Source organism: Kitasatospora arboriphila, assembly GCF_039528095.1.
Taxonomy (GTDB): domain Bacteria; phylum Actinomycetota; class Actinomycetes; order Streptomycetales; family Streptomycetaceae; genus Kitasatospora; species Kitasatospora arboriphila.
This window is the reverse complement of sequence record NZ_BAAALD010000013.1, coordinates 95,843-112,118: the sequence shown is the minus strand read 5'-3', so window position 1 is coordinate 112,118 and position 16,276 is coordinate 95,843. Positions and strand designations below refer to the sequence as shown.

At 75.1% G+C, this 16,276-nt stretch carries 20 protein-coding genes; 5 read left to right on the top strand and 15 right to left on the bottom strand.

What is annotated here, in order from left to right:
- Positions 1-62: 62 nt before the first annotated feature.
- Positions 63-503, bottom strand: coding sequence for a hypothetical protein (locus ABD353_RS10210; RefSeq protein WP_344623180.1), 441 nt, complete (start codon positions 501-503; stop codon positions 63-65).
- A 429-nt stretch (positions 504-932) separates the two neighbouring features.
- Positions 933-2,519 carry a glycoside hydrolase family 43 protein gene (locus tag ABD353_RS10205; protein WP_344623179.1) on the bottom strand — a complete coding sequence of 529 codons (1,587 nt, stop codon included), beginning with the start codon at positions 2,517-2,519 and terminating at the stop codon, positions 933-935.
- Positions 2,520-2,727: 208 nt separating this feature from the next.
- Here ABD353_RS10205 and ABD353_RS10200 point away from each other — a divergent pair, with 208 nt between their 5' ends.
- Positions 2,728-3,036 carry a DUF1905 domain-containing protein gene (locus ABD353_RS10200; RefSeq protein WP_344623178.1) on the top strand — a complete coding sequence of 103 codons (309 nt, stop codon included), beginning with the start codon at positions 2,728-2,730 and terminating at the stop codon, positions 3,034-3,036.
- A gap of 57 nt (positions 3,037-3,093) precedes the next feature.
- Here the strand turns inward: ABD353_RS10200 and ABD353_RS10195 are convergent, their stop codons facing one another.
- Positions 3,094-3,495 (bottom strand): hypothetical protein, encoded by a 402-nt coding sequence (locus ABD353_RS10195; protein ID WP_344623177.1) that lies wholly within the window; start codon positions 3,493-3,495, stop codon positions 3,094-3,096.
- A 52-nt stretch (positions 3,496-3,547) separates the two neighbouring features.
- On the bottom strand, positions 3,548-4,132 hold the full coding sequence (locus tag ABD353_RS10190; protein WP_344623176.1) for an AMIN-like domain-containing (lipo)protein: 585 nt from the start codon (positions 4,130-4,132) through the stop codon (positions 3,548-3,550).
- Between the two features lie 569 nt (positions 4,133-4,701).
- Here ABD353_RS10190 and ABD353_RS10185 point away from each other — a divergent pair.
- Positions 4,702-5,124, top strand: coding sequence for an ATP-binding protein (locus ABD353_RS10185; RefSeq protein WP_344623175.1), 423 nt, complete (start codon positions 4,702-4,704; stop codon positions 5,122-5,124).
- Positions 5,125-5,138: 14 nt separating this feature from the next.
- Here the strand turns inward: ABD353_RS10185 and ABD353_RS10180 are convergent, their stop codons facing one another.
- A complete protein-coding gene (locus tag ABD353_RS10180) occupies positions 5,139-5,597 on the bottom strand; it encodes a MarR family winged helix-turn-helix transcriptional regulator (protein ID WP_344623174.1) in 459 nt (152 codons plus the stop codon).
- 60 nt (positions 5,598-5,657) lie between these two features.
- Here ABD353_RS10180 and ABD353_RS10175 point away from each other — a divergent pair, with 60 nt between their 5' ends.
- Positions 5,658-6,074 (top strand): VOC family protein, encoded by a 417-nt coding sequence (locus ABD353_RS10175; RefSeq protein ID WP_344623173.1) that lies wholly within the window; start codon positions 5,658-5,660, stop codon positions 6,072-6,074.
- A 153-nt stretch (positions 6,075-6,227) separates the two neighbouring features.
- On the opposite strand, the gene ABD353_RS10170 is transcribed toward ABD353_RS10175, so the two are convergent.
- From ABD353_RS10170 to ABD353_RS10140, 7 genes are all read right to left on the bottom strand, one after another.
- Positions 6,228-6,686: a MarR family transcriptional regulator gene (locus tag ABD353_RS10170; protein WP_344623172.1), complete on the bottom strand. Its 459-nt coding sequence runs from the start codon at positions 6,684-6,686 to the stop codon at positions 6,228-6,230.
- Positions 6,683-7,195, bottom strand: coding sequence for a MarR family winged helix-turn-helix transcriptional regulator (locus tag ABD353_RS10165; protein WP_344623171.1), 513 nt, complete (start codon positions 7,193-7,195; stop codon positions 6,683-6,685). Before ABD353_RS10165 ends, ABD353_RS10170 begins: the two co-directional genes overlap by 4 nt.
- A gap of 91 nt (positions 7,196-7,286) precedes the next feature.
- Positions 7,287-7,640, bottom strand: coding sequence for a MerR family transcriptional regulator (locus tag ABD353_RS10160; protein WP_344623170.1), 354 nt, complete (start codon positions 7,638-7,640; stop codon positions 7,287-7,289).
- 47 nt (positions 7,641-7,687) lie between these two features.
- Positions 7,688-8,449 (bottom strand): SDR family NAD(P)-dependent oxidoreductase, encoded by a 762-nt coding sequence (locus ABD353_RS10155; protein ID WP_344623169.1) that lies wholly within the window; start codon positions 8,447-8,449, stop codon positions 7,688-7,690.
- 67 nt (positions 8,450-8,516) lie between these two features.
- Positions 8,517-8,786 (bottom strand): hypothetical protein, encoded by a 270-nt coding sequence (locus ABD353_RS10150; RefSeq protein ID WP_344623168.1) that lies wholly within the window; start codon positions 8,784-8,786, stop codon positions 8,517-8,519.
- A 145-nt stretch (positions 8,787-8,931) separates the two neighbouring features.
- The gene (locus ABD353_RS10145) at positions 8,932-9,687 is read right to left on the bottom strand and encodes a nucleotidyltransferase domain-containing protein (protein WP_344623167.1); all 756 of its coding nucleotides are present in this window, start codon (positions 9,685-9,687) and stop codon (positions 8,932-8,934) included.
- A 64-nt stretch (positions 9,688-9,751) separates the two neighbouring features.
- Positions 9,752-10,330: a hypothetical protein gene (locus tag ABD353_RS10140; protein ID WP_344623166.1), complete on the bottom strand. Its 579-nt coding sequence runs from the start codon at positions 10,328-10,330 to the stop codon at positions 9,752-9,754.
- Between the two features lie 298 nt (positions 10,331-10,628).
- Between ABD353_RS10140 and ABD353_RS10135 the strand changes: the two genes are divergently transcribed.
- The gene (locus ABD353_RS10135) at positions 10,629-11,258 is read left to right on the top strand and encodes a TOPRIM nucleotidyl transferase/hydrolase domain-containing protein (RefSeq protein ID WP_344623165.1); all 630 of its coding nucleotides are present in this window, start codon (positions 10,629-10,631) and stop codon (positions 11,256-11,258) included.
- Positions 11,259-11,305: 47 nt separating this feature from the next.
- Here ABD353_RS10135 and ABD353_RS10130 read toward each other — a convergent pair whose 3' ends face one another.
- Both ABD353_RS10130 and ABD353_RS10125 read right to left on the bottom strand, forming a co-directional pair.
- Entirely contained in the window at positions 11,306-12,211 is a 906-nt protein-coding gene (locus ABD353_RS10130) for a quinone oxidoreductase family protein (protein ID WP_344623164.1), read from the bottom strand.
- A gap of 101 nt (positions 12,212-12,312) precedes the next feature.
- The gene (locus tag ABD353_RS10125) at positions 12,313-13,377 is read right to left on the bottom strand and encodes an alkene reductase (RefSeq protein ID WP_344623163.1); all 1,065 of its coding nucleotides are present in this window, start codon (positions 13,375-13,377) and stop codon (positions 12,313-12,315) included.
- 215 nt (positions 13,378-13,592) lie between these two features.
- Between ABD353_RS10125 and ABD353_RS10120 the strand changes: the two genes are divergently transcribed.
- Entirely contained in the window at positions 13,593-14,135 is a 543-nt protein-coding gene (locus tag ABD353_RS10120) for a MarR family winged helix-turn-helix transcriptional regulator (RefSeq protein WP_344623162.1), read from the top strand.
- 59 nt (positions 14,136-14,194) lie between these two features.
- On the opposite strand, the gene ABD353_RS10115 is transcribed toward ABD353_RS10120, so the two are convergent.
- Positions 14,195-16,276, bottom strand: coding sequence for a WD40 repeat domain-containing protein (locus tag ABD353_RS10115; RefSeq protein ID WP_344623161.1), 2,082 nt, complete (start codon positions 16,274-16,276; stop codon positions 14,195-14,197).

Here is a 16,276-nt window from a genome sequence, read left to right as displayed (position 1 = left end):
GAGCCGCCGGGAGGCCCTGCTCCTGGCAGTGTCGTTGACGATTCGACGGTTCTCGTCCGGCGTCACCCTGCGGAGCAGAGGTCGTCGTTCGGGCAGAACATCGCCCACACCGCGTTGTAACCGGGCTGGACGGTCAGGCTGACCGGGTCGGGGCCGGCGTTGAGGTACGACCCGGGGTCCGGGGTGGCCGTGAAGGTGACCGTGGTGCCGACCGGGAACGAGGCGGCGCAGGTGCCGGTCGGATTCTCCTGGCCGACGCCGTTCCACGGGTCGGCAACGGTCTGGTGGCAGTTGATGCCGGCGGGCTGGCTGGTGACGGTGCCGCCGCCCCAGCCGTCGCTGACCCAGGAGTACACCTGGCTCTGCGGGGCTGGAGCGGCGGCCCTGGCGGTGAGCGGAGCGGCGGTGCCGAGCGCGGCGGCGGTCACCAGGGCGGTGGTGACCACGATCGTGCGGCGGACGGCGCGGGCCCCGAACGGGTGCAGGGCGGATCTGACGGTCATGACGGTCGCCTCCCGCGGACGGTGCAGGTTGCCCGCGGATCGTGGTGGTCCGCGGGCGCCGCGGTGGCGCCGGATCGGGTGTTCATGGGCGGCTTCCTCAGTGCTCGGTTCGCACCCCCACCACTCCAGTGTCCGCGCGAAAGGGCCCGCGCAACACCCCGTCCGGCGGGCCGACCGCCTGTCACCGGGGGGCCACTGAGCATGACCGGGACTCAGATGGCGGGCAGGAACGAGCCCACGGCCGGGCATCGGCCGGCAGGTGCGAGCACAGCCGCGCCAACGGGCCCGAGGTGCGAGGACGGAGTCCGGAACCGCCGCCCACGGACCGTGCTCACAGACACGGAGGGTGACGTCCGACAGGCTACGCGCAGAACGTGACGCACCCTCATGAATTGGTCCGGCGGGTCCGGACTGGGCCCGCGCCGGGGTCTAGCGGGTACGGGTGCGGTACTGCGGGTCGTGGAAGTCGGCGTGGTGGCCGCGGCCGGTCAGGTCCCAGGCCCAGAGTCCGAGGAAGGCCCCGGTGAAGCCGAGGGCGCGGATGCCACCGGCGTCGTGTTCCTCGGCGTGTTCGTCCGAGAGGACGGTGGCGTCCAGCGGCGGGCCGAAGGGCTGCCAGCCGTCGCCGGGGTCGTAGCGGAAGCGCAGCTGCGGGCCGTCGAGGTCGAGGCCGAGCCGGACGGTGGTGCCGGCGGTGACGGGCCGCTGTCCGGTCTCGTCGACGGTGGTCACGCCGCGGTCGCAGCCGGCCCGCCGCAGCACGGTGCGGCCGGTGTCGTCGGCGGTCAGGTACAGGAAGTACCAGTTGCGGGTGTTGTAGTAGGCGGTGATGCCGGCCAGGTGCTGGAAGCCGGCGGGGGCGAAGTCGACGGCGGCCTCGAAGGTGCAGTGCCGGGCGGTCGCGCGGCGCGCGGCCAGGGAGGCTCCGGTGAGGCTCTGCGGGGAGCGGCCGCCGCGCAGCCGGAGGCCGCCGGGGCGTTCGGTCGCGGTGATCCAGTCGGGTCCGGCCGGGCGGCGCAGGGTGGACCACTCCGGCCCGAGCAGGGGCTTCCGGGCCGGGCGGGCGGGCCGGGCTGCGGGTCGCCGGTCGCGGGTGCGGGGCGGGCGGGCCGGCGGTGCCGCGACCGTGGCCTCCGGGAGGCCGGTGGGGGTGCGCGGCCAGCCGTCGTCGGTCCAGTGGACGGGCGCGAGGGCGGTCTCACGGCCGAGGATGCACGGGCCGTGCCGGCCTTCGGGCCGGGCGACCAGGTACGCGAGGTAGGTCGAGCCGTCGGGGGTGTCGACGAGGCTGCCGTGGCCGGCCTTCTGCAGGGGCAGGTCGGGGTGGTCGCGGGAGGTGAGCAGCGGGCCGGCCGGGTCGGGCTCGTAGGGTCCGGCGAGCGTGCGGGAGCGGGCGACGGTGACCTGGTGGCCGTAGCCGGTGCCGCCGTCCGCGGTGATCAGGTAGTACCGGCCGCCGCGGCGGTGGAGGTTGGGGCCTTCGATCCAGCCGGCCCGGGGCGGGAGCAGGAGCGGGACCGGTTCGCCGACGAGGCGGCGTCCGGCGCGGTCGTAGCGGGTGGCCTCGAGTCCGGCGCTGCCGCCGTGGCCGGGGCGCCAGTCGTGGACGAGGTTGACGAGCCAGCTGGTGTCGGTGTCGTGGAACAGCGAGGCGTCGAAGCCTCGGGCGTGCAGCGGCACCGGATCGGACCACGGCCCTTCGGCGGTGGGGGCGGTGACCAGGAGGTTGGGGCAGTCGGTGAAGCCGCCGGTGTAGCCGGAGACGTTGCCGTACACGAGGTGGAACAGGCCGTCGGCGTGGGTGAGGTTGGGGGCCCAGACGCCGCCGGAGTCCGGGCAGCCGGTCAGGTCCAGCAGGCGCGGGCCGTCCAGGGCGCCGCCGAGGGGGCGCCAGTGGACCAGGTCCCGCGAGTGGTGCAGTCGCACGCCGGGGTACCACTCGAAGGTGGAGGTGGCGAGGTAGTAGTCCTCGCCGACGCGCAGGATCGACGGGTCCGGGTGCGAGCCGGGCAGCACCGGATTGTGGATCCCTGCCGTCTCCGGCCTGTGCGCCCGCCCGTCCACCCGTGCCCTCCGCGTCCGCCGGCCGCCGGGGGCCCGGCGGGCGGGAGGAACGCTACTGTCGAACACGTTCGCGGACAATGCCGGTTGCCGCCGCGCCTCCCCGTCGGGGGCTGCCGCTACGCTGCGGACCGCAGACTCCCCGTCAGGAACGGACCGCTCCATGGACCTCGTCTTCGCCGGCCGCGTCATCGAGTGGCGCGGGCCCTCGCCGTTCTACTTCGTGCCCGTGCCGGAGGAGCAGTCCGCCGACGTCCGCGAGGTCGCCGCGCAGGCCACCTACGGCTGGGGCGTCGTCCCCGTCGACGCCCGGATCGGCGGCGTCACGTTCACCACCTCGCTCTTCCCGAAGGACGGCGGCTACCTGCTCCCGCTCAAGGCCGCCGTGCGCAGGCCCGGGGCCCTCTCCGCCGGGGACGAGGTGAGCGTCGAGATGACCGTCCGCCTCGACCGCCGCACGGCCCGGCCGTAGCCCGGCGTAGCCCGGCCGGGATCGGCCGGGATCGGCGACGGAGCAGCCGGCGGCGGATCAGCCGGTGAAGGGGAAGCTCGGCAGGCTCCAACAGGCGGCTTCGGGCGGCGTGCCCGGGCGGGTCGGGGCGGGGGTGCCCATTCCGGTCACGTAGAGCCCGGTCAGCACCGCGGCGGTGACGGCCAGGACGGGCAGCAGGTACCACCGGCTGCGCGGCAGCGGGGAGAGCACCGCGCCGAGCAGCAGCAGGACGACGAACACGACGGCCCACACGGAGCGGGTGGCCGCTGCCATCCGGGGGTCGGGTTCGTGGTCCTGGGTGAGGCACCAGTGCCAGGTCTCCGTCACCCGGCCGGTGCCGTAGAGGACGCCGCCGGTGGCGAGCACGAAGGCCGCGAGGACCCACAGCACCACCCAGCCGCAGCCGCCGGCCCGCCGACGGTCCTTCACCGCTTCCATGCCACCCCCGAGTTCGCCCTGTGGTTCGCGACGCGTCCGGCGCGCCCGCGGATCAGCCCGTGGCGCCCCAGCTGTGCGCCACGTCGATCACCAGCCGGCCGTCGAGCTGGAAGACGCGGTACGGCAGCCGCGCCCGGACACCGAGCCCGATCTGCGTCTCACCCGCGTGCGAGCCGCCTCCCCGGGCCTCGACGAAGGTGGGGTAGCCCGTGAAGTCGAGCCCGGGCAGCTTCTCCCCCGTGCGCAGCGGGTAGGTCGTGTTCCAGTCGGCGTCGGTGGTGTGCGCGCCGATGACGATGTTCAGGACCTTGCCGCCGGCGACCGGGATCCGCCGGTCGTCGGTGGTGGTGCCGATCGGCGAGTCCCGGTAGTCGATCCGGTACGCCACCGGGTCGGCGGGCGACGAACCGGGCACGTCCACGACCATGCGGTCGAAGCAGGGGTGCGTGCCCGTCCTGATGCCGGTCATGTACCGGTAGGCGTCCGTCCCGGCCCGACCGGCCTTGTCGAGGCTGCCCCAGCCCGAGTCGCACTGCACGGCGGCCGTCGCCGTTCCCGTCGCGGCGGCGGCCGGCATCACCGCCGATCCGAGTCCCACCAGCGCGAGTGCCACCGGCAGTGCCGTCCAACGTCGCATGTTCCGTTCCCCGTTCGATGAGTCGGTCGTGTACCCCTACAGACGCCTCGGACCCCGCCCGGGGTATCACGGCGCCGCGAAGTCAGGACGTGCGGCGGGCCGCTTCCGGCGCAGCCGGCCCGTCGGGGGAGGACGCGCCGAGGCGGGAACGGCCCGCCCGGCACCCGCGGCACGGAGGAGGGCGCGATGAGCGACCTCGTGATCCGGGACTTCCGCACGACGTCCGGCCACGTCGCCGGGAGCGACCTGGTCGGTTCCAGTCGAGGCCACCGCCCGGCTCCTGGCCGGCACCCGGGCCCACGACGTCCCGGTCTCCCGGCTCCGCCAGCAGGTCAACGCCTGCACCCAGAACCCCGGCGCCACCGGCCAGTTCGGCTGCTACGGCAACATGTACGACCTCACCCTCGACTCCTCCGGCAGGATCGCCCGGATCACCGCGCTCCACCACTCCTGAGCGGTTCGGCGGGCCGCCCGTTCCCCGGCCGTGCGGTCCGGCGCGGGCGCGGGGGGTGTGCGGCGGGGAAAGCGGGGCAGCCGGTCACGGAAGAGGCCACGAGGGGAGGCCCGCGATGGACCACCGTGACAACGCGCTGAGGGCGATGGGCTGGGCACGCACCCTGCCCGTGTCGAGCGGCGTCCGGGCCGGCCGCGCCTGGGCGCGCCGTCACCTCGACGCGCTCGGCTGGACGGTGCACGCACCCGAGACCGCCGATGCCGTCGTGCTCACCGTGTCGGAGCTCATCACCAACGCCCACATCCACGCCCGCAGCGACGCCGATCTCGTCCTCACCTGGGACGGCTCCTGCCTCTACGTCAGCGTCCACGACGACTCGCCGCAGCTCCCGCGCCCGCGCGAGGCCGGGCCCGAGGCCACCTCCGGTCGCGGCATGCGCCTGGTCGACGCCCTCGCCGACGCATGGCAGAGCCGCCCCGACACCCGGGGCAAGACCGTCACCGCCTGCTTCCACCCACCCGGTCGCCCCGGCCACTGAGCCCTGCCGGGGCGTCAGACCTCCGGAGTGCCGGGGTCTCCGTCGAAGAGCCGCCTGAGCAGGCCGTGGAGTCGGGTGCGCTCGGCGGCGGAGAGCGGGGCGAGGAGTTCCGCCTGGACGGCCGCGGCCTCGGCCTGCAGTTCGCGCAGGGCCGTCCGTCCGGGGTCGGTGACGGTGACCCGGATGCGGCGGCGGTCGGCGGGGTCGCGGGAGCGGTCCACCCAGCCGGCCGCGGCGAGTTCGTCGACGACCTTGGCGATGTCGCTGGGGTCGACGGACAGCCGCACCGAGAGGTCGCGCTGTGCGTGCGGGCCGAAGTCGGCGAGCGCCGCGAGCACGGCCAGGTGCCACAGCCGCAGTCCGCGGCGGGCGAGCCGCTCGGCGAGTCGGGTCCGGGCGGCCTTGCCGGTGCGGGACAGCAGGTAGGTGCTGAGGTCCAGCAGGCTCGGCGGGACGGCGGTGGGCTCGTTCACGACCCGTATTCTAGGTCAGGACCTATAGTGGGTGCAGACCCACTATTTCGAGGAGCCTCCGTGGACGCGCTGCACCCCCGCCTGCTGGTCGACCGGTTCGCCGAGACCTTCCGCTTCTACCGGGCCGTCCTGCCCGAGCTCGCCGGCGCCGAACTGGCCCGGGGGAACGCCGAAGGCCCCTACGCCAGTTGGGACGTGGCCGGGCAGGGGGTACTGGCCCTGTTCGACCGTGCCGCACTGGCCGCCGCGCTCGGCACCGGCCCCTCCGGCACCGGACCGGCCCTCGGCGGCAGCGACGGCGGTGGCGTGATGTTCGTGTGCCGGGTCGGCGACGTCGACGCCGGGTACGCCCTCTGCCTGCGGCACGGCGCCGAGCCGGTCACCGCCCCCACCGACCGCCCGCAGTGGGGTCCGGGCCTGCGCACCGCCCACCTCCGCGACCCCGAGGGCACCCTCGTCGAGCTGCAGTCCTACTGACCCGCCCGGCCACGGCCGGGCCCGGCCCGCCACCGCCCACCCGCGCAGGCAACGGCGCAGCCCGCCGGGAGCCCCGAAACGCTCCCGATGCCCGTCCGGGCGGAACGGTGACACCCGATCAGCCCGACACGGCGGGCGCGGCGGGCCACGGGCTCAGGCCGTGAGCGCGGCCAGCTCCGCGTTGGCGCGCTCGGCGACCAGGGCGAGGACGCGGCCGGCGGCGGCCAGGTCGTCGGCGGGGATGTCGCCCCAGATGCGGGCGGTGATCGGGGCGGTCTCCGCCCCGACGGCGGTGAGCAGTGCGCGGCCGGCCTCCGTGGGGCGGAGGTGCTCGCCGTCCCGGACGAGCAACTGCCCGGCCAGCAGGTCGTCGAGCGTGGCGCGGACGACGGCCGGGTCGGCCTTGAGGGAGGTCCCGACCTGGGCGAGGAGCCCGTCGGCCGTCGGCGGCTCCTCGGCGGTGACGGCGGCGCGCAGGGCGACCTGCTGCTCGAAGGTGCAGCCGTGCCGGGCCAGGACGTTCTCCAGGACTCCGCGGGCGGCGTAGTGGGCCAGGCCGAGGGCGCGGGCGTCGGCCGGGGGCACGGGCGTGGCGGTGGCGTCGGTGGTCATGGTGTTTCCCCCTGGGAGTTCTCGGTGTTCCGGGAGTTCTCGGTGCTCGGTGCGGACGGAGCGAGGGGCGTGTCGAGCAGGAGCACCAGCTCGTCCGTGAACGCGCTGGTGCGCGGGGCGTCGAGGCCGCCGAGCGGTTCCAGCAACTGCCGGTGCAGGTCCTGGACCACCGCGACGGCCTGCCGTGTGACGGCTTCGCCCTGTTCGGTGAGGCGGAGCTGTACGGCACGCGGGTCGCGGGGGTCGCGGGTGCGCTCGATGTGGCCGGCCGACTCCAGGGCGCGCGCCAGTTTCGAGACGTACAGGGCTTCCAGGCCGGTGTGGTCGGCGAGTCTGCGCTGACTGGGCCGCTCGCCGGCGCGCTGCATGCCGTACAGCGACGCGACCAGCGAGTACTGCGCGTGGGTGAGGCCCAGTGGGGCCACTGCGCGATCGACCGCGACGCGCCACTTGTTGGCGAGCCGCCAGACCAGGAAGCCGGGTGTGGGACCGGGTGAACCCTTGCTCATACCGAAAGAGTACATAGACATTATGTCCATGGCTACTGTTTTGCCGGACCACCCGGCGAGGGCCGGGCCCGAGGACACACAACTCCCCCGGTCAGCTGCCGGTCGTGAGCCGGAGAGCATGTGCCAGCCGGTCGCGGACGGCGGTCTGGGCGGCGATCCGCTCGTCGAGGACGGCCAGCCGGGCCCGGGCGGTCCGCAGGCCCCGGTCCGAGGGCGCGGCCGCACCGATGTCACCGTCCAGGCAGGGCAGGAACACCCGGACGTCGTCGAGGGTCAGCCCGGCGGCCAGCAGCAGCCGGATGTTTCGGACCCGGACCACCGACCCCGGGCCGAAACGGCGGTAGCCGTTGGACGCCCGCTCCGAGGTGATCAGCCCGGCCTGCTCGTAGTGCCGCAGCGACCGGACACTCGCCCCGGTCTCCGCCGCCAGTTCACCGATCTTCACTCCCACCGCCCCCTGCCCGGCCCCTGCGCCGCCCGCCGGCGACCCTGTCACGCCACCAGCGCGCCGCCGTCCACCGGAAGCACCACGCCGGTGACGAACGAGGCCCCGGCCGAGGCGAGCCGGGTGATCGCCCAGGCCACCTCGCCCGGCTCGCCGACCCTGGCCAGCGGGGTGTGCGCCAGCTGCCACGCACGGACGGCGGCCCGGCGTTCCGGCGTCAGCCCCTGGTGCTCGCCGATCGGCGTGTCGACGGCGCCGGGCGCGACCGCCACCACCCGCACCCCGCGCGGCGCCAGCTCCACCGCCCAACTGCGGGTGAGCGTCTCCAGCGCCGCCTTGGTCGCGGCGTAGACCGAGCTGCCGGGCCAGGCCCGCTGCCCCACCGTCGTACTGATGTTGACGACCACTCCGCGGGCCCGCTCCAGCAGCGGCAGCGCCTCCTGGGTGAGCAGGACGGGAGCGACCAGATTGACGGCGAGCTGGTCGGCGACCGCGTCCGGACGGATCGAGCCGAGGGGGCCGCTGCGGACGATGCCGGCGTTGTTGACCAGGACGTCGAGCCGGCCGTGACGCTCCCCCACCTCCCGGACGATCCGTTCGGCGGCACCCTCCGCCGTGATGTCGGCCGCGAGCGGGGTGATGCCCGGGAACCCGTCGGCGGTCTCCGTCAACGGCCCGGTCCGGCGGCCGATCGCGACCACGTGGGCGCCCTCGGCGGCGAAGGCCCTGGCGGTGGCCCGGCCGATGCCGGTACCGGCTCCCGTGACGGCGACGATGCGGGGAGGTCGCTGCGATGCGCTGGTGTCCATGCCGCCATCCTGCGACCCTGCCACCGGTGTCAGGGTCAAGCGGCCGTCGACGTCCGCAGATCCCCGGTCACTCGGGCGGTCGGGACAGCCGCTCCACCATCGCGAGGACGTCGACCGGCCGGGTGGCGACCTCGTCCCGCGTCAGGGCCTCGGCCGCGGACGCCACTTCGTCCGCCGTCACCGAAAGGTCGCCGGCCTCGTCCGCGAGGGCCACCCAGTCGCCGACCTCCATCGACCGCCCGCACCGCTCGACGAGCTCCAGAAGCCTCCGGTAGCAGTCGGCGAGCTGCCGCGCCGCAGGGGTGAGGTCGATCGCCCGGCCGTCATCGCTGGTCATACCGGCCACAGTAGGCCCGCCCTTGCGGATCCTCTCGGGCAGCGCGCGGCGGAGGCGCAGCTTCACGGCTCCTGACAGCGTGTCCGGCGCGCCGGGTCCGGGCGGCCGGGGCGAGGTGATCCGCCCCCGGCGGCTCGGCTCGGCGCTACGGGCGGTGGTTGGCGAGCACCTCGTCGATGGCCGGCCCGAGGAATGCGCGTGTGAGGTCCGACCGCCGGTCGATCCACCGGGGTGTGGCGGGAGCCGGCCAGCCGTGGCGGCGCTGTCCGATGTCGTGCACCAGCTCGGCTGGGGCGCCGAGGCCGGTCAGGACGTCGAGCGCCTCGGACTTGGTGATGAGGCGGCCGCTGCCGAGGGTCGTCGCCGCCCGGGCCAGGGTGAGCAGGCCGAGGTCGACCCAGATGTCCCGGCGCCACCGGTCGGGGTGGTCGAGGGCGGGACGCCAGTAGGTCCTCAGGTCGTCGGCGACGAAGTCGGCGAGTTGCCGGTCGGTGACCCGGGGCACGAGGTCCGTCGGCGGGGGTCCGTGCAGGACCGTCCCGAACCGGTGCAGTTCGCAGCGGGTGACGGCCGTGACCGGGCGGTGCATCAACTCCCCGTGGGCCCAGGTGAGGTGCGGCGCCGCGTGGTCGTCCCAGCCGTCGGCCGCGACGTAGCTGCAGTGCAACTTGGCCGCCGAGGGGAGCTCGGCGGCCAGCGCCTCGTGGATTCGGACGAGGTGCGCCTGCTGCTGCGGGGTGCAGGGCTGCTCCAGCACGGCGATCAGGTCGAGGTCGCTGCGGCCCGGCTGGTAGTCGCCCGCGGCGAGCGAGCCGTGCGCCCAGACGGCGACCAGCGAGGGCATCGGCCGGAGCAGGCCCACGAAACGGTCGAGGAGGTGCCGGGCCGCGTCGTCTGTCATGCGGGCATCCTCCCCCGTCCGGGCTCCGCGGGGTGGCGGCACGGCGAGATGGCGGCACGGCGGGTCAGCGCCAGCCGCCGTGGCGTGGCTCCGAGTGCTCGCCGAACGGCGGGTCGTAGGCCTGCCCGCCGTCGGTCACGAGGTGGTCGGGCTCGGTCTTGGAGGCTGCGGCGTGCAGTCTGACGACGAGGTCGGTGACGGGCAGGACGCGCAGCGACAGGGCCGCGGCCACCTGGGCGGCGTCCTGGTCGATGTCCGGGTTGTCCCTGCCGCGCGACCGTTCGAGGTGTCGTGCGGAGGTCTGCATGACGTCCGGGTCGCCGCCGCCCGAGAAGCCGAGGCAGTCGTGCCACGCCAGCCCGATGATGATCTCCAGCGCGTCCGCCAGGTCCTCGGCGAGCAGTCCGCCCTGCCCTTCGGAACTCGCGAACACCACCGGCCGCCGGCCGTCCTGCTCGGCGCAGAGGAGGTACGCCCCGCCGGCCCACTCCCCCGCGATCGGCTCCAGCGGCGCACCCGAGGCGAGCCCCAGGCCGTCGCCGTTGTGCTTCCGGTGGATGTCGAAGCCGAACGACGTCCGCAGCAGCAGGTCGATCTCCGGGGTGCTGCGGATCAGGTCGAGCAGGTGGTCGCTTGAGGGCACGGCACGGACGATAGCGAGGGCCGCCGACGCACGGGGACGGGGCCCGGGGTGGCCGATGATCGTGCCTTCGGGCCGCGTACCGGCATGACACGGCCCGGCCGCCAGGGGGGAGGGCGACCGGGCCGGGTACGGGGGAGGTGGACCGGCGGACCGGGCCTCCTCACACCCACGACGATAGGACCGACGACCGGACTCGGCGGGGAGGCGCGCCCGAAACCCGGCCCACCAAAAATCCGGACCGGCCGGCCGACCGGAAAATCCGGTGCGGTGCCTGCCCGGGCAGGAGCAGGATCGTCCCATGGCGGACATGCGGGCGTTCCGGGATGCGGTCACCGACTGGGCGGCGGGCGGTCCCGGCGGCCCGGCGGGCGAACTGGCCGTGCGGTCGGGCGTGCGGACCGCGGTGCTGGTGGAAGGGCCGAGCGACGGTGCGGCCGTGGAGACGCTGGCCGCCCGCCACGGCCGGGACCTGTCCGCCGAGGGCGTGTGCGTCATTCCCATGGGCGGCGCGATGAACGTGGGCCGCTACGCCGGCCTCCTCGGGCCGCCCGGTCTGGGCCTGCGCCTCGCCGGGCTGTGCGACGTGGGCGAGCAGCGGTTCTACGACCGCGGTCTCGACCGGGCCGGTGCACCGCGCCGCGGGTTCTTCACCTGTACGACGGACCTGGAGGACGAGCTCGTCCGTGCGCTGGGCGTGGCACGGGTCGAGGAGATCGTCCGGGCCGAGGGCGACCTCCCGGCCTGGCGGACCTTCGTGCGCCAGCCCGCCCAGCACGGGCGGCTCCCGCACCAGCAGATGCGGCGCTTCCTCGGCACGAAGAAGGGCCGGAAGATCCGTTACGGCCACCTCCTGGTCGAAGCCCTCGACCTCGACCACGTACCGGCGCCCCTGCACGACCTCCTGGCGCACCTGCGGTCGGACCACTGAACAACTGAACCACTGACCGGCCCCGGCACCGGCGCCGGCCCGCGGGGTCAGGGCATCAGGACGGCCTTGCCCCGGTTGCGGCGGGCCTCCAGGTCGGTGTGGGCGCGGGCGGCCTCCGCCAGCGGGTAGGTGCGCCAGATCGGCACGGCGAGCTTCCCGGCCGCGGTCAGGCGCACCAGTTCCGGCAGCGGTTCGCCGGCCCCGTCCGAGGCGCCGGCGCTGAAGCGGACGCCGTGCTGCGCGGCGGACAGGTCGGCGATGGTGATGACCCTGCCCGCGTCCCCGGTCAGGGCGACGGATTCGGCCAGCACGCCCGCGCCGGAGGCGTCGAACACGAAGTCGACGCCCTGCGGGGCCGCGGCCCTCACCCGCTCCGCCCAGCCCTCGCCGTAGCGGACCGCGGTGGCGCCCAGGGCGGTGACGCGTTCCAGGTCGCGCTCCGCCGCGGTACCGACGACGGTGATGCCACGCGCGGCGGCCAGTTGGACGGCGACGACTCCGACGCTGCCGGCGGCGCCGTGGACGAGCAGGGTCTGTCCCTCCTGCACGCCCAACTGCTCCAGCACGCGGTGGGCCGTCCGGCCGACGGTGACCAGTGAGGCGGCGACCTCCCAGGACAGGGCTTCGGGCTTGGCCACCGGCCGCTCCAGCAGCGCGTACTCGCCGTAGCTGCCGCCCACGGTGGCGCCGAGGACCTCGTCGCCCTCGGTGGCGGTGGCGCCCTCGCCGACGGCGTCGACGACACCGGCCGCGTCCAGGCCGGGCACCACCGGGAAGTCGGCGGGTGCCTTGGCGGCCAGCAGACCGGACCGGATCTTCAGGTCGAGCGGGTTGACCGAGGCGGCCCGGACCCGGATCCGGACCTGGCCCGGTCCGGGCTCCGGCGGGGTGACCTCCGTCAGGCGCAGCACCTCGGGTGCGCCGTACTCGGAGAAGGTGATCGCTGTGGACATCGGGAACTCCCGTGGAGTGGTGGGGAACGGAGGGGTCGCCGCCCGCCCGCGGTGCGGCGGACGGGGGCGGGTCGGGGCATGGTTCAGCGGGCGCAGCGGGGTCAGAGGGTGGGGTAGTCCGTGTAGCCGCGGTGGTCACCGCCGTAGAAGGTGGCCGGGTCCGGGGTGTTGAACGGGCCGCCGGCGGCGAGGCGGGCCGGCAGGTCGGGGTTCGCCAGGAACAGCGCCCCGTAGGCGATCATGTCCGCGGTGCCGTCCTCGACCAGTTCGAGCGCGGCCGGGCCGGTGGCCTCGGGGTGGGTGAACGGGTTGAGGACGAACGTGCCCGGCCAGGTCTTGCGCAGGCGCACGGTGAGGTCGCGGTCCGGGCCCTCCAGCAGGTGCAGGTAGGCCAGGTCCAGTCCGGCGAGCCGTTCCAGCAGCACCTCGTAGACCTCGCGCGGGTCGTCCTCGGCGATGCCGTTGTACGGGTTGCCGGGCGAGATCCGCAGGCCCACCCGGTCGCTGCCGATCGCTGCCACGACGGCGGTGACGACCTCGACGGCGAAGCGGGTCCGGCCTTCGGCGTCGCCGCCCCAGCCGTCGGCACGCAGGTTGGTGTTCGGCGCGAGGAACTGGTGGACGAGGTAGCCGTTGGCGCCGTGGATCTCCACCCCGTCGAAGCCTGCGTCGATCGCGTTCCGGGCCGCGGCGGCGAAGTCGGCGATCGTCCGGCGGATCTCCGCCTCGGTCAGCTCCTTCGGGGTCACGAAGTCCTGCGGGCCCTCGTGGGTGAACACCTGTCCGGGGGCGGGGACCGCCGACGGGGCGACCGGCACCAGGCCGTCGGGCAGCAGGGCGGGGTGCCCGATCCGGCCGGTGTGCATCAGCTGGGCGAAGATCACGCCGCCCTCGCGGTGCACCGCGTCGGTCACCCGCCGCCAGGCCTGCACCTGCCCGGCCGTGTGCAGCCCGGGAGTGTCGGGGTAGCCCTGCCCGACCGGCGACGGCTGGATCCCCTCGGTGACGATCAGCCCGGCGCCGGCCCGCTGCGCGTAGTACGTCGCCATCAGCTCGGTCGGCTCCGCGCCCGGCCCGTACGCGCGGCTGCGGGTCATCGGCGCCATCACGAGCCGGCTGGCGAGGCGGCGGCCGCCCAGGACGATCGGATCGAAAGCGGTGGTCATGGTCTCTCTTCTTCCTTGCGGTCGGTGGCGGGCGGTGGCCCGGTCACCTTCACCGTAACAGTTACCTGCTCGAACAAGTAAATACCGCGGAGCATTCCCCTGCCAGCCACCATGGGCACCCAGCAGCGGAATCGAGGCAGTGAGGCGGTACCGCTCCACGGGATCCGGCGCCCGGCGGGTAGCATTGACTGTCCGCCCAGGAAAGTGAGGAAGAGATGGCAGAGCCCGCCCCGCAGGCCGGCAGGGAACCCACCGGGACGGCACGGGAGGCCAGCGTCCCGGTGCCGGCCGCGGCGGGCGGCGGGCCGATCAGCCACGCGATCTTCCGCCTCGCCCGGCTCCACCGCATGTTCGCCGGTCAGCTGCTGCGGCGGATCGGACTCCACCCCGGCCAGGAACTGGTGATGATGCACCTGTGGGAGCTGGGCCCGCAGCGCCAGGCCGACCTGGTGCGCCTCCTCGACTCCGACGCCGCCACCATGACCCGTACCGTCCAGCGGCTCGAACAGGCCGGCTTCGTCCGCCGCCGCCCCTCCCCCACCGACAAGCGGGCGTCGCTCATCGAACCCACCGCGGCCAGCCACGCCCTGCGCCGCGAGGTCGAGGAGGCGTGGAGCCGGCTGGAGGACCTGGTGGCGGCCGGCCTGACCGACGACGAACGCGCCGCGGCCCTGCACACCCTGGAACGCCTTGAGCAGAACCTCCTCCGAGCCGCCGACGACCCGGCCGGCGACCCGGCCAGCGCTCCGCCGGAGTGACCGCAGCGACCCGCCGGGCGACCGGGCACTTCAGTGGCGTCGGGCCGTGACCGCGAGGGCTAGTCGCTCACCGAGAGCCCGAGGACTCCCCGGTCGTGGCCGACGAGGACCTCGACACCGGTGCCGGACCCGGCCGCGGCCAGGCAGGTGACCGCCACGTCCAGCTGGATGTGCCGGACGGTGCCGGTCTCCGGCTCCCACAGGCGCAGGCTCCGCCCCTGCCCGCTGCCGGTGAGGACGAGGCCGGGCCGACCGGGGAGTGCGAGGGCGGCCAGGGCCGTCAGCGGGGTGCCGTCGGTGTCCGGGGGCAGGCCGTCGCCGACCGGGAGGCCGGTCGCCGGGTCCCACAGCACGACGGCGCCGTTGCGGTCCCCGGTGGCCAGCAGGGTACGGCCGTGCACGGGCACCGCCGCGACCACGGTCACGCGGTGGCGGAGGCCGCCGCGCACCCGCTCGTCCGGCGGCACCGCCGCGCCGCGGTCCCAGGGATCGTCGACGGTCGGATCCCACAGGTGGACGTCGCCCTGGGCGTCCGCGGCCGCGATCAGCGTGTGGTCCGCGGCGATCGGGACGGCGGCGATCGAAGTGATCCGGCGGCCCCGGGGGTTGAGACGTCCGAGGGGGTCGCCCGTCAGCGGATCACGCAGCCGTACCGCGCCCCGGTCGGTCGCCGTGACGAGCAGCGTCCGACCGTCCGGCAGGGCCGCGGCGCACATTCCGATCACCGCCCCGAGCCAGTTGCCGACCGGTTCTCGGACCGACTGCCCGGTGGCCGTGTTCCGGACGCCGACCGTCCCGGCGTCCCCGCCGCTCGCCAGGAGGACGTCACCGTCGGGCAGCGGAAGGACCGTCAGCGAGCGGACGGGGTCCGGGTGACCGGGGAGCGGGCCGTGGCGCAGCCCGCCGTCGGCCGGGTCCCAGAGGCAGAGCACGCCGCTGTCCCCGCCGCCGGCGACCAGCGTCGGCAGGCCGGGCCGCACCACGACCGCCAGGGCGTTTACTCCGGCGCGTACGCCGGGCTCGGGAGAGGCGAACGCCTCGGCGCGGCCGCGGAGTGTGCCGTCGGACGCGAGCAGGCGATCCCCGTCGCGCCGGAGTCCGGTTCGTCCGGCGGTCGTTCGGCGGGGGTCTGCCGCCCGGCCGCCGTGCGCGGCCTCGTCCCCGGCCGCGGCCTCGTCCCCGCCCTCGCCCTCGGTGGGTGGCCACGCCTGGCGGCCGTGGTTCTGCGGGCGCGCCCCGTCGGGGTGCGGCGCCAGGCAGTCGGCGACCGTCCAGGTCTGCTCGCAGTCGGGGCAGCGGACGTGGCCGGTCAGCAGCATCAGCGTCCTGGCCCATCGGGCTCCGGCCCACCCCGGCGTGCCCTTGACCGCGACCATGGCGGCGACCAGGCACAGCACGTCCTGCCCCGGCGTTCCCCGCGGCACGCCCGCCGCGGCGACCGCGCGCGCCACCCGCAGGAAGGGCTCCCACCCTTCGCCCAGTGCGTCCTCCCGCAGGGCGTCGGCGACCTCGCCCCAGGGGTGCTCGCCCTCGCGGACCAGGTCGGGGCCGGGCCGCTCCCGGTCTGGGCCCGGCTGCGCCGGGGCCTCGAAGGGCGGCCGCACCGGGTCCACGAGGAACTCCGGGAACTCGGTGTCGGTCTCGCACTCGGGGCAGACCAGCACGAGGCAGGGCTCCTCGGGGTCGAGGAACCGCCACAGCACCTCGGCGGTGTGATGACCGGCCAGGGCGACGCAGGCCAGCGCCAGTTCGGCGCAGCCGGCCGCGGGGGTGCCGGCCGCGAGGAAGCCGCGCACGGCTGCCCGTTCGGCCTCGCGGAGTGCAGCCTCGAAACCCGGCCGGAGGTCGGCCGGGACGGGGGGACGGGCGGCCGCGGTGACCATCAGGCCCAGGTCCGTCCAGAGGTCCGTGAACCGCTCGGGCGGCAACTCCGCTGCTGCGGCCACCACATGCGGCAGTGCCGCGTAGGCGCCGTCCAGGACGACGTCCTCGCGCATCAGGCTGTCGGACAGGCCCTGCCAGGCCTCCCGCCACTCGTCACCGGGGGCGGCGATCGCATCCACGACCTGCCGCACGTCCTCGGCGGTCACCCCGTCGAGCTCACGCCAACGGGGGCTGTTCAGGGGAAGCTTCGCACGCAT

Bases quoted from the DNA above. Each gene is read 5' to 3' on its own strand.
- ABD353_RS10210 (WP_344623180.1), bottom strand. From the start codon at position 503: ATGACCGTCAGATCCGCCCTGCACCCGTTCGGGGCCCGCGCCGTCCGC.
- ABD353_RS10200 (WP_344623178.1), top strand. From the start codon at position 2,728: ATGGACCTCGTCTTCGCCGGCCGCGTCATCGAGTGGCGCGGGCCCTCG.
- ABD353_RS10195 (WP_344623177.1), bottom strand. From the start codon at position 3,495: ATGGAAGCGGTGAAGGACCGTCGGCGGGCCGGCGGCTGCGGCTGGGTG.
- ABD353_RS10190 (WP_344623176.1), bottom strand. From the start codon at position 4,132: ATGCGACGTTGGACGGCACTGCCGGTGGCACTCGCGCTGGTGGGACTC.
- ABD353_RS10185 (WP_344623175.1), top strand. From the start codon at position 4,702: ATGGACCACCGTGACAACGCGCTGAGGGCGATGGGCTGGGCACGCACC.
- ABD353_RS10170 (WP_344623172.1), bottom strand. From the start codon at position 6,686: ATGACCACCGACGCCACCGCCACGCCCGTGCCCCCGGCCGACGCCCGC.
- ABD353_RS10165 (WP_344623171.1), bottom strand. From the start codon at position 7,195: ATGAGCAAGGGTTCACCCGGTCCCACACCCGGCTTCCTGGTCTGGCGG.
- ABD353_RS10155 (WP_344623169.1), bottom strand. From the start codon at position 8,449: ATGGACACCAGCGCATCGCAGCGACCTCCCCGCATCGTCGCCGTCACG.
- ABD353_RS10150 (WP_344623168.1), bottom strand. From the start codon at position 8,786: ATGACCAGCGATGACGGCCGGGCGATCGACCTCACCCCTGCGGCGCGG.
- ABD353_RS10145 (WP_344623167.1), bottom strand. From the start codon at position 9,687: ATGACAGACGACGCGGCCCGGCACCTCCTCGACCGTTTCGTGGGCCTG.
- ABD353_RS10135 (WP_344623165.1), top strand. From the start codon at position 10,629: ATGGCGGACATGCGGGCGTTCCGGGATGCGGTCACCGACTGGGCGGCG.
- ABD353_RS10130 (WP_344623164.1), bottom strand. From the start codon at position 12,211: ATGTCCACAGCGATCACCTTCTCCGAGTACGGCGCACCCGAGGTGCTG.
- ABD353_RS10125 (WP_344623163.1), bottom strand. From the start codon at position 13,377: ATGACCACCGCTTTCGATCCGATCGTCCTGGGCGGCCGCCGCCTCGCC.
- ABD353_RS10120 (WP_344623162.1), top strand. From the start codon at position 13,593: ATGGCAGAGCCCGCCCCGCAGGCCGGCAGGGAACCCACCGGGACGGCA.
- ABD353_RS10115 (WP_344623161.1), bottom strand. From the start codon at position 16,276: ATGCGTGCGAAGCTTCCCCTGAACAGCCCCCGTTGGCGTGAGCTCGAC.